The organism is Humibacter sp., assembly GCF_051954055.1.
Classification (GTDB): Bacteria; Actinomycetota; Actinomycetes; order Actinomycetales; family Microbacteriaceae; genus Humibacter.
This window is the reverse complement of the sequence record NZ_JBQCIE010000101.1, coordinates 44,243-57,571: the sequence shown is the minus strand read 5'-3', so window position 1 is coordinate 57,571 and position 13,329 is coordinate 44,243. Positions and strand designations below refer to the sequence as shown.

General features: G+C 68.4%; 12 protein-coding genes. 3 read left to right on the top strand and 9 right to left on the bottom strand.

Annotation, left to right across the window (positions count from 1 at the left end; translation table 11 throughout):
- Window positions 1-3 precede the first annotated feature (3 nt).
- Entirely contained in the window at window positions 4-1,056 is a 1,053-nt protein-coding gene (locus tag ACTHNC_RS12655; protein WP_440294962.1) for a PrsW family intramembrane metalloprotease, read from the bottom strand.
- A gap of 251 nt (window positions 1,057-1,307) precedes the next feature.
- Here ACTHNC_RS12655 and ACTHNC_RS12650 point away from each other — a divergent pair, with 251 nt between their 5' ends.
- Complete coding sequence (locus ACTHNC_RS12650) at window positions 1,308-2,090, top strand: glycosyltransferase family 2 protein (RefSeq protein WP_440294961.1); 783 nt, start codon at window positions 1,308-1,310, stop codon at window positions 2,088-2,090.
- 12 nt (window positions 2,091-2,102) lie between these two features.
- Here the strand turns inward: ACTHNC_RS12650 and ACTHNC_RS12645 are convergent, their stop codons facing one another.
- The 4 genes from ACTHNC_RS12645 to ACTHNC_RS12630 all read right to left on the bottom strand — a co-directional run bounded on the left by ACTHNC_RS12645 (window position 2,103) and on the right by ACTHNC_RS12630 (window position 7,628).
- A complete protein-coding gene (locus tag ACTHNC_RS12645; protein WP_440294960.1) occupies window positions 2,103-3,023 on the bottom strand; it encodes an alpha/beta fold hydrolase in 921 nt (306 codons plus the stop codon).
- A gap of 36 nt (window positions 3,024-3,059) precedes the next feature.
- On the bottom strand, window positions 3,060-4,544 hold the full coding sequence (locus ACTHNC_RS12640; protein ID WP_440294997.1) for an aspartate ammonia-lyase: 1,485 nt from the start codon (window positions 4,542-4,544) through the stop codon (window positions 3,060-3,062).
- Between the two features lie 215 nt (window positions 4,545-4,759).
- Window positions 4,760-6,151, bottom strand: coding sequence for an aldehyde dehydrogenase family protein (locus tag ACTHNC_RS12635; protein ID WP_440294959.1), 1,392 nt, complete (start codon window positions 6,149-6,151; stop codon window positions 4,760-4,762).
- A 40-nt stretch (window positions 6,152-6,191) separates the two neighbouring features.
- A complete protein-coding gene (locus tag ACTHNC_RS12630) occupies window positions 6,192-7,628 on the bottom strand; it encodes an NCS2 family permease (protein ID WP_440294958.1) in 1,437 nt (478 codons plus the stop codon).
- Window positions 7,629-7,899: 271 nt separating this feature from the next.
- On the opposite strand from ACTHNC_RS12630, the gene ACTHNC_RS12625 reads away from it, so the two are divergent.
- Window positions 7,900-9,186 (top strand): uracil-xanthine permease family protein, encoded by a 1,287-nt coding sequence (locus ACTHNC_RS12625; protein WP_440294957.1) that lies wholly within the window; start codon window positions 7,900-7,902, stop codon window positions 9,184-9,186.
- A 12-nt stretch (window positions 9,187-9,198) separates the two neighbouring features.
- Here the strand turns inward: ACTHNC_RS12625 and ACTHNC_RS12620 are convergent, their stop codons facing one another.
- On the bottom strand, window positions 9,199-9,531 hold the full coding sequence (locus tag ACTHNC_RS12620) for a peptidase (protein ID WP_440294956.1): 333 nt from the start codon (window positions 9,529-9,531) through the stop codon (window positions 9,199-9,201).
- Window positions 9,528-10,718: an anion permease gene (locus ACTHNC_RS12615; RefSeq protein WP_440294955.1), complete on the bottom strand. Its 1,191-nt coding sequence runs from the start codon at window positions 10,716-10,718 to the stop codon at window positions 9,528-9,530. Before ACTHNC_RS12615 ends, ACTHNC_RS12620 begins: the two co-directional genes overlap by 4 nt.
- 197 nt (window positions 10,719-10,915) lie before the next feature.
- On the opposite strand from ACTHNC_RS12615, the gene ACTHNC_RS12610 reads away from it, so the two are divergent.
- The gene (locus ACTHNC_RS12610; RefSeq protein ID WP_440294954.1) at window positions 10,916-12,211 is read left to right on the top strand and encodes an alpha-hydroxy-acid oxidizing protein; all 1,296 of its coding nucleotides are present in this window, start codon (window positions 10,916-10,918) and stop codon (window positions 12,209-12,211) included.
- 8 nt (window positions 12,212-12,219) lie between these two features.
- Here ACTHNC_RS12610 and ACTHNC_RS12605 read toward each other — a convergent pair whose 3' ends face one another.
- Together ACTHNC_RS12605 and ACTHNC_RS12600 are read right to left on the bottom strand one after the other, a co-directional pair.
- Window positions 12,220-12,642, bottom strand: a complete 423-nt coding sequence (locus ACTHNC_RS12605; protein WP_440294953.1) for a hypothetical protein — start codon at window positions 12,640-12,642, stop codon at window positions 12,220-12,222.
- A 28-nt stretch (window positions 12,643-12,670) separates the two neighbouring features.
- Window positions 12,671-13,324, bottom strand: coding sequence for a class I SAM-dependent methyltransferase (locus ACTHNC_RS12600; protein WP_440294952.1), 654 nt, complete (start codon window positions 13,322-13,324; stop codon window positions 12,671-12,673).
- Between the last annotated feature and the right edge of the window lie 5 nt (window positions 13,325-13,329).

The window sequence follows — 13,329 nt, the reverse complement described above, 5'->3', positions numbered from 1 at the left end:
GCCTCAGCCGAGGCCGTACAGCCGGCTCCGCGAAGCGCTGATCTCGGCGAGCAGGGCTGCCTCCTCTGCCGGGGTGTCCACATCCGCCGCTCCGGTCACGAGACGCTGCCGGTCCATCGCGAGCCGGGTGGTGTCCCGCACCATGGATCGCACGATCGCTGGCGCCTCGCCGCCCCGCGCACGCGCCCAGGCGCGCACGCGACGGCGGCCGGCCCTCGTGCCGTAGAGCACCACCTCGTCCGGCGCGAACCATCCGGCCATGCCGTACTCATCCAGTCGGTCTCTGGTCAGATGCTGCTCGCGCACCCGCAGCAGCACCACGGTGACGACGGCGGCGACGAAGATCGGGAACTCGAAGAACAGGTAGACGCCCCAGAAGCCGAGATAGCCTGCCACGTTCCACACCGAGTGCAGCACGATCGCGACCGCCAGCCCCGCCACGAACGCGCCCACGATGCGTCCGACGCCTCTCCTACGCGCCGCCAGTCCCACCGCTAGCCCGGTGCACGAGGTGAAGAGCACGTGTGCGAACGGCGAGAACAGCGCACGCAGAACGAACACGGTGGCGGCCTCGCCCGGTCCGCCGCTGTGCAGCGCCGTGCCGAAGTATTGGATGTTCTCCACGAACGCGAACCCGCCCGCGGTGAACGCCGCGTACACGATGCCGTCGATGGGCCCATCGAACGTGCGCCGGGCGGCGAAGACGAGGATGAGCAGCACCGCGCCCTTCGCTGACTCCTCCACGATGGGCGCGCGAACGGTGGCGGACAGGATCGAGCTCTCCGGGATGGCGGTGAGGAAGCGCTGCCCGACGTCGAAGAGCAGGGCGATCGTGATGGCTGCGGCCGCACCCCAGAGGAAGGCGAACACCTTCGCCGCCCACGGCTCCGGTTCCCACGCGTCGATCCAGGTGGCCGTGAGCACCACGATCGCGAGCGGCACCAGCGCGAGTAGGGCGCTCACCGCGACGAGGCCCGCGCCGAACGCGAGCACGAGGTAGGCGAACACGACGACGAGCAGCTGCGTGAGCAGCACCAGACCGATGATCGTCCACACGACAGTGCTCGTACGGGTGCGCGGCTTCGCGGGCGCGGGAGGCAGCGGGGCCGACGGATACCCGCTCATGCCGAAGGCCCGGCCGTTCTCGGGGCGCGGCGGCGAGCCAGAGCGAACATGCGACTCCTCGTCGTGTCAGGCCCGCTGAGGCACGCGGGCGCCGGTGAACGCATCGGAATCTTACGCGTAGGATCGGTGGTCGGCGGGCGCCCAGTTCACGGGTCGTCACGCGGATGGGAGTGCTGCGCGACGTGTCGACGATCTCCGTGGTGATCCCCTCGTACAACGACGCGGCGATGCTCCGGGAGTGTCTGCACAGGGTGCGCGAGCAGCTTCGGCCGGCGGACGAGATCGTCGTCGTCGACAACGCCAGCACCGACGAGACGGCCGAGGTCGCGCGATCGCTCGGCGCCGTCGTGGTGCACCAGCCGGTGCGGGGCATCTTCCCCGCGGCCGCCGCGGGCTATGACGCGGCATCCGGTGACATCATCGCCCGGCTGGATGCCGACTCCCGCCCGCCGGCGGACTGGTTGGCGCACATCGAGGCCGAGCTCACCGTCTCGCCGGAGGTCGGCGTGCTCACCGGGCCCGGCGAGTTCTACGACGGCAACCCGCTCGTCACGTGGCTCGGCGAGAACCTCTACATCGGCGGCTACTTCTGGTTCGGCGGACTCTGGCTCGACAACGGCCCGATCTTCGGCTCGAACTTCGCCATGCGGCGCGAGGTGTGGCTGCGGGTACGCGACCACGTGCACAGTGACCTGCGCCGCGTGCACGACGATCTCGACCTCAGCCTGCACCTGCCACCGGATGTCGTGGTGCGGGTCGACGACACCCTGCGCGTCGGCATCTCGTCCAGGCCGTTCTCGTCGTGGCGCGCCTTCGGTAGGCGACTGGGCTGGGCCTACCTGACCTTCCGGCTGAACTGGCCGGAGAAGTCGCCATGGCGCATCCGTGAGGAGCGCGAGAGGTACCGGATGCAGCACAGCGCGGACGACGAGGCCGGCCAGGGCGACGCGACCAGCGCGGTCTGAGGGCGAGGCGGGTCATCCCGCGTGCGCGAACAGCTCCAGCATGTCGCGGGCGAGCTGGTGCGGTGCGGTCTCGCAGGGGCTGTGCCCGGTGCGGTACACGGCCAGCCTCGCCCCGAGTCGCTCCGCGAAACCGGCGTGCAGCTCGACCGGCCACAGGTCGTGCTCCCCGGTGGCAACGAGCATCGGGATGCCCGTTGCCCGCAGCTGTAGCGCCACGTCTGGCGTGCGGCGCATGAGCCCGATGATGTCGTCGATCGACTCACGGCTGGTCAGCGCGAACCGGGACCGGACGAACTCGAGCCGCTTCGGGCCCACCTTGTTCTTGTTGGTGACGATCCCCCAGATCATCAGGCCCGCGCCCTGGTGGGCCGTGGTGAACCGGCTCAGCCAGCCGATCATGCGCACGCCGCGGAACGTCTCGCCCGGCAGCGGCGGGGTGGTGAGCAGGGTGAGGCTGCGCACGAGGTCGGGTCGTCGCGCCGCGACCAGCTGGGCCACCGTGCCGGCGAACGAGTACCCGAGCAGGTGCGACGGGCCGTTTGCGGCGAGCACGGCGAGAAGGTCGTCGACGAAGAGGTCGTACGTGTACGCCGTGCCCGGTGGGGGGCCGGCATCCGCCGACTCGTACTGACCGGCGAGGTCGTAGCTGAGAACGCTGTAGCCGGCGGCCACCAGGATCGGGCCGAGCAGGACGAAGTCCTCCTTCGACCCGGTCACGCCGGGGACGAGCACGACACGCGGATCGCCCGGGTCGCCCATCGACCACGTGGCCAACGAGCCGCTCGGCGCGTCGAATCGACCCACCACCGTGCCCTCCGGCGGCACCGACCAATCGAGCTCGCCGATCGCGGCGTCGGCCGCGATCGCGGCACGACGTGAGTCGGGATCGCCTGACGACCGCGAAGTGTCGGCGCGCTCCTCGTCGATGGACACTCGTCCACCATAGGGGCCAGCCGCAGCGGGTTGTGGTCAGAGCCCTTCGTCTGGACTGCCGTGATGGTCGGAGACGACCGGGATCGACGTCGTGACGGTCTCCAGTCCGCTCAGCCTGGCCGGCGAGAGCAGCTTCGTGACGCGCTCGCGCGGCATGAGGCCGGCCTCCACTACGAGATCGGCGACGTTCCGGTTGGTCAGCAGGGCCGTCTTCGCCAGCGCCGCCGCCGCGGCATAGCCGATGTGCGGGGTGAGCGCCGTGATCACGCCGATGTTCGACCCGACCATCGTCTCCAGCCGCTCTTCGTTGGCGGTGATGCCGTCCACGCAGTTCACGCGCAGGGTGAGGCACGCCTGGCGAAGCCACGTGATGGATTGCAGCAGGAAGTTGGCGATGACCGGCTCGAAGGCGTTCAGCTGCAGCTGGCCGCCCTCGGCGGCCGCGGTGACCGTGGCATCCGCTCCGATGATGCTGAACGCGACCTGGTTGACCACCTCCGGGATCACCGGGTTCACCTTGCCGGGCATGATGCTGGAGCCCGCGGCGCGCGGAGGCAGGTTGATTTCGCCCAGGCCTGCCTGCGGGCCGCTGGAGAGCAGCCGGAGGTCGTTGCAGATCTTGGAGAGCTTGACGGCGCTGCGCTTCAGCGCACCGCTGAACGACATGAAGGCGCCGGCATCGCTGGTGGACTCGATGAGATCGGGCGCTGCCTCGAGGTCGAGGCCCGAGATGCGGGCGAGGTGCTGCACCGCCGAGGCCGAATAGCGCGGGTCCGCTGTGATGCCCGTGCCGATCGCCGTCGCGCCGATGTTGACCTCGGAGAGCAGCCAGATGGTCTCCTTGAGCCGCTGATAGTCCTCGCCGAGGGTGGTCGCGAACCCGTGGAACTCCTGTCCGAGGGTCATCGGCACGGCATCCTGAAGCTGTGTTCTGCCCACCTTGAGCACATGCTTGAACTCGACGCCCTTGCGCGAGAACGACTCGCGCAGCGCCCAGAGCTCGTCCAGCAGGGAACGCAGCAGCAGCGAAAGGGCGATCTTCAGCGCCGTCGGATACGTGTCGTTCGTGCTCTGGCTGCGGTTGACGTCGTCGATCGGGTGGATGTGCGCGTAGTCGCCCTTCTTCCATCCGCCGAGCTCGAGCGCACGGTTGGCGATCACCTCGTTGGCGTTCATGTTGGTGGACGTGCCCGCACCGCCCTGGATGATGCCCACCACGAACTGGTCGTGCAGCTTGCCGTCGAGCAACTCGAGGCAGGCTGCCTCGATGAGCTCGGCCTTGTGCGGCTCGATCGCCCCGATCTCCGCGTTCGCCCTCGCGGCCGCGAGCTTCACCATGGCCAGCGCGTCGACGAACGTTGAGTACACCGAGATGGGTCTGTGCGCGATCGGAAAGTTCTCCAGGGCTCTCGACGTGTGGATGCCCCAATATGCGTCGGCAGGAATGCGTCGCTGCCCGAGCGAATCGGTCTCGATGCGGTAGTCGCCCTCCTGCGCCTCCCAGCCCTCGGGCGGCGACATGTCGGAATCGGGCTGCTGAACGGGGATCTCTTGCGTCGCTGTCACGACTCATCGGCCTTTCCGCGCGACGCATCTTCGCGCCCGCGATTTCGACTTTACGCGGCGTGCCGTAAGGCATCCTGGGCGCCGGACGCAGCGGTGTCCGGGCGGCCGGATTCGGGACGTTCGGCCGCGGCCGGCCGGGTTCACGAGCAGGATGGCGCGGCGTCCGCAGCCTAGGAGAGGCGGCGCAGCAGGCCGCGCGCGAACGAGTCGACCCGCTTGGTGTACGGCGGGAAGATCATGGTCATCGACTCCGGTTTCAGCGGCTTGCTGAGAACGGCCTTCTCGTTGCTGAGCGTCGTGAAGCCGGCCTCCCCGCGGTAGCGGCCCATGCCGCTCTCCCCCACGCCGCCGAACGGCAGCCCGATCACGGTCTGTTGGATGAGCGCGGCGTTGAACCCGACGGCGCCGGACGACGTGCCGCGCAGGAACGCCTTGCGCACCCGATCGTCGTTCGTGAACACGTACAGCGAAAGCGGCTTGTCCCCCGCAGCGATGCGCCGGATCGCGTCGTCGGCGCCCGTCACCTCGATGACCGGGAGGATCGGTCCGAAGATCTCCTCGCCCATGATGCGGGAGTCGTCGGCGACGTCCGTGAGCACGGTGGGCGCGATGTACTTGTCTGCGGCATCCGTCTGGCCTCCGGACGCGACGGTGCCGTCGCCCAGGAGTGCGGTGAGTGCCTCGAACCTTGCGGGGCTCACGATGCGGGCGTAGTCGCCGGATGCCTGCGGGTCGCTCCCGTACAGCTCGTGCACCGCAGCGTCGATGAGCGGCACGACCCGGTCGATCACCTCCCGCGTCGCCATCAGGTAGTCCGGAGCAACGCAGGTCTGACCCGCGTTGAGGAACTTGCCCCACGCGATCCGCTTGGCCGCCGCCTCCAGGTCGACGCTGTCGTCCACGTACACCGGCGACTTGCCGCCGAGCTCGAGTGTGACCGGCGTGAGGTGCTTGGCCGCGGCTGCCGCGACGATGCGGCCCACCCGGGCGCCACCGGTGTAGAAGATGTGGTCAAAGCGTTGCTCGAGCAGGGCGGTGGTCTCGGGGACGGCGCCCTCAACGACCGACACGGCGCGGGCATCCAGGTAGTCCGGAACGAGGCGGGCGAACACCGCCGAGGTGGCGGGCGCGAGTTCGCTGGGCTTCATCACGACGGCGTTGCCCGCGGCGAGCGCGGCGACGACGGGACCGAGCAGCAGCTGGATCGGGTAGTTCCACGGTGCGATGACGAGGACGACTCCGAGCGGTTCACGGATCACCCACCCGCGCCCGGGCTGCAGAGCCAGCGGCAGCGAGACTCGCTTCGGCGTCGTCCACGATTTGAGATTCTTCAGCGCATGCGACACCTCCGCGAGGATGACGTTGATGTCGGCCAGCTGGGTCTCGGTGGGGCTGCGGTGCAGGTCGGCGGCAAGCGCCGCTTCGAACTCCGCCCCGTGCTCGGTGAGCATGCGACGGATGCCCGTCAGCTGCTCCCTGCGCCAGGCAAGGGGTTTGGTGATCCCGGCCGAGAAGGCCTCGCGTCGCTCGGCCACGATGCCTGCGATCTGCTCAGAAGTCATGCCTCATCGTAATGCTGGTCAGCTGACCAGGTTCAGCGGTTCAATGAGGGAAGAGGGATTCGATGGGGCCTCGGGCGAAGTAGATGGCGAAGCCGGCGGCCACCACCCACAACAGCGGGCTGATCGAGCGCACCTTGCCCGAGAACGCCTGCACGACCACCCAGGCGATGAACCCTGCACCGATTCCATTGGCGATCGAGTACGTCAGCGGCATCACGATCACGGTCAGGAAGACCGGTAACAGCACGGAGAAGTCGGTGAGATCGATGCTCTTGATCTGCGACATCATGAGCGCACCGACGATCACCAGCGCCGCCGCGGCGACCTCGGACGGCACGATCTGCGCAATCGGGGTGAAGAACATGGCGAGCAGGAACAGGCCGCCGGTGATGACGTTGGCGAATCCGGTGCGCGCACCCTCGCCGATTCCGGCGCCTGACTCTATGAAAACCGTGTTCGACGAGCTGGAGGTGAGGCCGCCCGCGACGGCCCCGACACCCTCGACGATCAGCGCGCTGCGAAGGCGCGGGAATGTGCCGTCCGGGTTGGCCAGCCCCGCCTCCTTGGACAGGCCGGTCATGGTCCCCATGGCGTCGAAGAAGTTGCTGAAGACGAGGGTGAAGACCAGCATCACGGCGGTGAGCACACCGAGCCTGCCGAAGTCGAAGCTGACCTGTCCGACCAGGCCGAAGTCGGGCAGCGAGACCCAGTTCGTCACCTCGGGGATGTTGAGATTCCAGCCCGTCGCGTCCTTCGGCTGAGCCCCGAGGTGCCAGATCAGCTGTGCGATGACGGCGAGGATGGTGCCCGAGACGAGTCCGATCAGGATGGCGCCCTTCACCTTGCGGGCGACGAGGATGCCGGTGATCAGGAGCGTGAGCACGAAGACGAGGGTCGGAATGGTGCCGACCGACCCGTTGACGCCGAGGCCGATGGGCGGGGAGCTGAGCTTGGTGGTGGTGACGAAGCCGGCATCCACGAGCCCGATGAACGCGATGAAGAGGCCGATTCCGACGGTGATCGCGATCTTCAGCGAGTACGGGACGGCGTCGAAGATGAGCCGCCGCAGCCCGGTGGCCGAGAGGATGACGATGATCACGCCGTCGATCACGACGAGACCCATCGCCTCCGGCCATGTCACCTGGCCGACGACGCTGACCGCGAGGAACGAGTTGATGCCGAGGCCGGCCGCGAATGCGAAGGGGAACCGGGCGATCAGGCCGAACAGGATGGTCATGACGCCGGCGGTGAGCGCCGTGACCGCTGCCACCTGCGGGAACGCGAGCGAGTGATGCGCCACGTCCTTGCTGCCCGACAGGATGATCGGGTTCAGCACGATGATGTAGGCCATCGTCACGAACGTGACGACGCCTCCGCGCACCTCCTGCCACCAGGTCGATCCGCGCTTCGAGATCTCGAAGAACGAATTGAGACGACCGGGAGCCTGCTGCTCGGTCTTGGTCGCGGTTCCGGACATGGAGGCTCTCTCCGATCGGGCAGAGGAAGGGGTGGAACGAGGTGTGTGTACGAGACGCGTCGAGACGATATCGTCAGGCGACTGCCAGCAAATACTAGAGGCGATTGAGGGTTGGACGGGCGAGCTTGCTCGCACGGCCGGCCCGATTGAGTCAATGAGCGGCGTAGCCGCGATAGAGGCGATTGCGCGGAGGACGTGGGAGCTCGCTTCCATGGCCTCCCCGATTGAGTCAATGAGCGGCGAAGCCGCGATAGCGATGGGATGAGGCCAGATGGCGACCCTGTGGACCCTGCACGGCGACGGCAAGACGATCCGCCCCGACACGGTCGTGGCGCCGGATGAGCGGCTCAGCTGGCCGCGCACCATCGGCATCGGGGCGCAGCACGTCGTCGCCATGTTCGGTGCGACGTTCCTCGTTCCGCTGCTCACGCACTTCCCACCGTCCACGACGCTTCTGTTCTCGGGAATCGGCACCATCGGGTTCCTGCTCATCACCCGCAACCGTCTGCCCAGCTATCTCGGTTCGTCGTTCGCGTTCATCGCGCCCATCACCGCAGCCACCGCCGGCCACGGCATGGGAGGGGCGCTGTTCGGGATCCTGGCGGTGGGCATCCTGCTCGCCATCGTCGGCGGCATCGTCGTGCTCACCGGCACCGGCTGGATCGACGCCCTCATGCCGCCCGTCGTGGCCGGCGCGATCGTCGCGCTGATCGGGTTCAACCTGGCACCGACTGCCGTCTCGAACTTCAGCACGTCGCCCCTGGTGGCCATCGTGACGCTGGCCGCGATCATCCTGTGCACGGTGCTGTTCCGCGGGATGCTCGGCCGCATGTCGATCTTCGTCGGCGTGGTGATCGGCTACCTCGCCGCGGTGCTGCTCGGCGTCGTCGACTTCGCACCGGTGGCGAAGGCCGCCTGGATCGGGCTGCCGACGTTCTCGCTGCCGGGTAACCCGTTCGCGGATGCCTCGCTCTGGGGACTGCTGCCGGTCTTCCTTCCCGTGGTGCTCGTGCTGATCGCGGAGAACGTGGGACACATCAGGGCCGTTGCGCAGATGACGGGAAGAGACGTCAATGTGCTCACCGGCCGCGCCCTGTTCGCCGACGGACTCGCCACCACCCTGGCCGGACTCTTCGGCGGCTCGGGAACCACGACCTACGGCGAGAACATCGGCGTGATGGCGGCGACCAAGGTGTACTCGACGGCCGCGTACTGGGTGGCAGGCGCTGTCGCCATTCTGCTGGGGCTGTCGCCGAAGGTGGGCGCCGTGCTCAACACGATCCCCTCTGGCGTGCTCGGCGGTGCAACGCTCGCACTGTACGGCTTGATCGGCGTCGTCGGCATCAAGATCTGGCTCGACAACCGGGTGGACTTCTCCAAGCCGAAGAACCAGTTCACGGCGGCCGTCGCTTTGGTGATCGGCGTCGGCAACCTCACGTGGGTGATCGGCAACCCGAAGGGCGGCATCCAATTGAGCGGCATCGTGCTCGGGACGATCGCCGCGATCGTGATCTACCACCTGATGAACGCGATCGGGCGACTGCGCGGCACCGATTGAGGCGTGCCTCAATCACCCATGTAGCGCGGGGATGATCAGGTAGATGCCGAACAGCACGACGAGGGCGCACAGCACGAAGCATGTGTAGGCGACGATGAGCGCGAAACGCTTCTGCAGGGGCGTGAGCGGGCTGCGGGATGCGGCCTTCTTGATGCGCTTCGCCTCGGCCGCCGCCTCAGCGGGGGTGACGATCGTGATCGCGTCCGTGAACTCGGCGGGCGTGACGTGAGGTGCCTTGCCCGCTGTGGAGAGCATCCGCAGCGCGAGCGCGTACAACGAGACGACGGCGCACGCGGACACCAGCGCGACCGCCGCGACGATCAGGAACGAGATCCAGTCGATCATGCTGCGCTCCGCTTCGGCTTCTTCGGCTTGACCTTGCGGATCTTCACCACACGGCCGGACTCGGCCACCTCGTTGACACCCTCGAACGCGTTGCGCGCGGACACCTGGTTGCGCTTGGAGATCGCGAAGATCAGCACGATCACGCCGACCGCGATGATGAGATCGATCACGACTCCGACGAACCCGAGCAGTCCGATGAGGGCGGTGATCGCACCGACGACGGCCGCGGCGGGCAGGGTCATGAGCCAGCCGAGACCGATGCGCCCGGCCGTGCCCCAGCGCACGCTGGAGCCCCGTCTGCCGAGGCCGGAGCCGATCACCGATCCGGATGCCACCTGCGTGGTCGAGAGCGCGAACCCGAGGTGCGATGAGGCGAGGATGGTCGCCGCTGTGCTGGTCTCCGCCGCGAAGCCCTGTGCCGGCTTCACATCCGTGAGCCCCTTGCCCAGTGTGCGGATGATGCGCCATCCGCCGGTGTAGGTGCCGATGCCGATGGCCAGCGCGCAGGCCGCGATGACGAGCACGGGAGGATTCGACCCCGGCGCGAGTGCGCCCGCCGAGATGAGCACGAGCGTGATGACCCCCATCGTCTTCTGTGCGTCGTTGGTGCCGTGGGCGAGCGCCACGAGCGACGACGAGAAGATCTGGCCGAACCGGAACCCGGCGCGGCCGTCGGGCAGGCGGTCGTACCGGCGCGTGATCGCATACGCCAGCCGGGTCGCGCAGAATGCCACCAAGCCCGCGATCACCGGAGACAGCACGGCAGGGAGGATGACCTTGTCGAGCAGCACGACGTAGTCGACCGATCCGAAGCCGGCGCCGACGATCGCGGCACCGATCAGGCCGCCGAAGAGGGCGTGGCTGGAGCTGGAGGGAAGGCCGAACAGCCAGGTGACGAGGTTCCAGATGATGGCACCGACGAGCCCGGCGAAGATCATCGTCGGCGTGATCAGCACGCCGCCGTGTCCCTCGTTGATGAGCCCGCTCGAGATGGTCTTCGCCACGGCGGTGGACAGGAAGGCTCCCACGAGGTTGAGCACGGCGGCGAGCGCGACGGCGATCTTCGGACGCATGGCGCCCGTCGCGATCGGCGTCGCCATGGCGTTCGCCGTGTCGTGGAAACCGTTGGTGAAATCGAAGAAGAGCGCCAGCGCGATCACCAGCACGACGATCAGGGTGAGGTCCACCGACGTCTTTCTCGAATAGCGGGCACGGGCGCGGCCTCCCACGTCCCCGGCGAGCCGGAGGTGGCGCAGCGGCAAGGTTCATCCGTCGTGCACCGTGCGTTAAGACCACGTCGATCGTCACATGCTGCGGTGGCACGGTCAACTCGACGAGGTGAGGCCTTCGCGGCTCCGGCGGCGCCTCGCCGTATGTTGAGGGCATGCCGGATCATTCCACGTCCGTCGGGCGCGTCAGGCAGAGCGAGGTCTACCTCGGCGGCGTCGTGGGGCGGATGCCCGCGGTTCCCGTGTCGTACCCCCGTCTCGTGCGCGCCGCCAAGCGGGCGATGACGAAGGAGGCATTCGCGTATGTGGCCGGCTCGGCCGGGCTGGAATCGACGGCATCCGCGAATCGGAGGGCGTTCACCCGGCATCGCATCGTGCCGCGTGTGCTGCGGGATGTCGGTGCACGCGACCTCGGCATCCACCTGCTCGGCAGCCACCGGCCGACCCCGCTCTACCTCGCGCCGATCGGCGTGCTGGACCTCGCGCATGCGGATGCCGACACCGGCGCAGCGCGAGCCGGAGCCGGTCTCGGGATTCCGGTGGCGCTCTCCACCCAGGCCTCGACGCCCATGGAGGAGGTGACGGCGGCGACCCCTGCCACCTCCGCCTGGTTCCAGCTCTACTGGAGCTCGTCTCGAGAGCTCACGGCGAGCCTCGTGCACCGAGCCGAGGCATCCGGGTGCGAAGCCCTCATGGTCACGCTCGACACGCACCTGCTCGGGTGGCGTCCACGCGACCTGGACCTCGCCTACCTGCCGTTCGCCCGCGGCAGGGGCATCGCCCAATACACGAGCGACCCGGTGTTCATGCGATTGGTCGAGGAGCGCGTTGCGGGGCGACGGCCGGGCGGGCGAGGGACCGGCGGGCTACTGAAGGTCACGCCCGCCGCGCTGCGCACGCTCCTCGAGCTGTCGTCGCGGGCACCAGGGTCGCTGGCTCGAAACCTGCGCTCAGCGATCCCCCGGGCGGCGGTCGAGACCTTCCTCGACGTGTTCGCCGATCCGACGCTCACCTGGCACGACCTGGCGTGGCTCCGGTCGATCACCAGACTGCCGATCGTGCTCAAGGGTGTGCTGCACCCTGACGATGCACTATCGGCGATCGACGCGGGTGCCGACGCCGTCGTCGTGTCGAACCACGGCGGACGTCAGGTGGACGGCGCGATCGCCGCGCTCGACGCCCTGCCCGGCGTGGTCGCCGCCGTCGACGGTCGCGTTCCCGTGCTGTTCGACAGCGGCGTGCGGTGCGGCGCCGACATCTTCGTCGCACTCGCACTCGGAGCCTCCGCCGTCGGAATCGGCAGACCGTACGTGTACGGGCTCGCAGCCGGCGGGGAGGCGGGTGCGCGCGAGGTGCTGACGAACCTGATCGCCGAGTTCGACATCACGATGGCGCTGGCCGGGTGCACGTCAGTGGGAGGCATCACCCGCGAGACGCTCGCAGACGGCTGAGCGCCGGGTCAGGTCGCGGCGTCCGCCGTCGCCTGCGTGATCAGGGCGAGCACGGCGTGCGCGTACGCCGTCTCGGCGTCGGTCGCGTCGAAACGGGCGTGCACGCCGTCCCTGGCCGTCTCGACGACGTAGTCGCCGGCATCCGTACGGCTCAGGGAGACGAACGTGCCGCCTAGCAGGCCACGAAGCTGGTCCTCACGCGGCAGCCACACTGCGTTCTCGACCGCAACCGAGTCGAGCGCCCACTCGGTCGTGCCGTTGAAGCCGAGGATCGTGCCGGTGTCGAACTCGTGCGCCTCGATGGTCATGTCGCTCACCGTGAACGTCTCGCCGTCGAACTCGCCCGAGTCGATGGCGAAGACGTCGCCGGAGGCCGGATGCCACACCAGTCCGTTGTCTCGCAGCTCGCGCGCCAACTCGGTGGTGATCATCCCGCCATTATGCGTCGCGGGCACCGACTCAGGGTGCGGGAACGAGCTCCGCGAGCAAGCACACCTCCAGCGGTTCGGGCAGCACCCAGGTGCTCACTCTGGATACCTGGTAACCCGACTTCGCCGCCAGCGCTCGCAGCGCCTCCTCGGTGCCGACGCGCGCATGCAGTTCGTCGTGCGTGCCGTGCGGGCGCCGCTGCTCGCCGTGGCTCATCGCCTCGGCGACCTCGGGCACGTCGCGCGCATCGTCCGTTCGGAACACGCCGACCACGACGCGTCCGTCGGGCGCGAGCACGCTTCGCCAGGATCGCAGGGCATCCGCCGGGTTGGGCAGGAGGTGCAGTGCGGTGACGCACGTGACGAGGTCGAATGAGGCGTCTTCGAGCTCGGGTGCGATCGAGGCGTCGCCCACGATCAGCTGTGCTTCTGGCAGGTGTCCGCGCGCGACAGCGATCATGCCGGGAGACAGGTCGACGCCCACCTTGCGGATGCCCTTCTCCGGTAGTGCCCGGAGCACGAGGCCGGTGCCCGTCGCCATATCGAGCACGCTCCGCACGTTGCCGGTGCCGGCGAATCGCACGATGGCCTCCGCGAGTTCTCGGTGGAACGCGGACTCGTCATACTGGCCGGCACGCTCGTCGAAGCGGCGTGCGATCTCGTCGGGGCTCTCGGCTGTCTGCATGGCTC

Coding starts and splice junctions, on each gene's coding strand:
- ACTHNC_RS12640 (WP_440294997.1), bottom strand. CDS start 4,544: ATGTCGCCGCCCGAGGGCTGGGAGGCGCAGGAGGGCGACTACCGCATC.
- ACTHNC_RS12635 (WP_440294959.1), bottom strand. CDS start 6,151: ATGACTTCTGAGCAGATCGCAGGCATCGTGGCCGAGCGACGCGAGGCC.
- ACTHNC_RS12630 (WP_440294958.1), bottom strand. CDS start 7,628: ATGTCCGGAACCGCGACCAAGACCGAGCAGCAGGCTCCCGGTCGTCTC.
- ACTHNC_RS12625 (WP_440294957.1), top strand. CDS start 7,900: ATGGCGACCCTGTGGACCCTGCACGGCGACGGCAAGACGATCCGCCCC.
- ACTHNC_RS12620 (WP_440294956.1), bottom strand. CDS start 9,531: ATGATCGACTGGATCTCGTTCCTGATCGTCGCGGCGGTCGCGCTGGTG.
- ACTHNC_RS12610 (WP_440294954.1), top strand. CDS start 10,916: ATGCCGGATCATTCCACGTCCGTCGGGCGCGTCAGGCAGAGCGAGGTC.
- ACTHNC_RS12605 (WP_440294953.1), bottom strand. CDS start 12,642: ATGATCACCACCGAGTTGGCGCGCGAGCTGCGAGACAACGGACTGGTG.
- ACTHNC_RS12600 (WP_440294952.1), bottom strand. CDS start 13,324: ATGCAGACAGCCGAGAGCCCCGACGAGATCGCACGCCGCTTCGACGAG.